This window comes from Heliobacterium chlorum, assembly GCF_014502795.1.
GTDB lineage: Bacteria > Bacillota > Desulfitobacteriia > Heliobacteriales > Heliobacteriaceae > Heliobacterium > Heliobacterium chlorum.
Map to the genome: position 1 here is coordinate 1 of NZ_JACVHF010000165.1, position 456 is coordinate 456.

The following is a 456-nucleotide window of genomic DNA, read 5'->3' on the forward strand; positions in this document are numbered from 1 at the left end:
TCGCAGTTATCCGCGCCCTTCTTCGCCTCTCAGCGCCTAGGCATCCACCGTATGCCCTTACTAACTTGACCTTATTTGATCATGACTTCCGCCTGCGGCTTGCACTGCTGGCCAGTTATCATAAATCGCTTGCGCTTTACTTTTACCTCTGTGCAGTTTTCAAGGAACAAACCTGTCACCGTTCAGCGACAAGTGGCTTGATAAAATTGGTGGAGCTAAGCGGGATCGAACCGCTGACCTCTTGAATGCCATTCAAGCGCTCTCCCAGCTGAGCTATAGCCCCATTTATACCGGATACGTTACGCATCCGGTAATACCGGCTTGGTTAACCGGTCGATCCGGCAGCGACCTACTCTCCCAGGGACCAACGTCCCAAGTACCATCGGCGCAGGAGGGCTTAACTTCCGTGTTCGGGATGGGAACGGGTGTGACCCCTCCGCCATTGCCACCAGATCA

Annotated in this window: 1 tRNA gene and 1 rRNA gene; both read right to left on the reverse strand. The window is 53.9% G+C overall.

The features are described 5' to 3' along the window. Positions 1-207 precede the first annotated feature (207 nt). Positions 208-283 (reverse strand) — tRNA-Ala (locus tag H1S01_RS20800). Positions 284-336: 53 nt separating this feature from the next. Further along, a 5S ribosomal RNA gene (gene rrf, locus H1S01_RS20805) occupies positions 337-453 on the reverse strand. Between the last annotated feature and the right edge of the window lie 3 nt (positions 454-456).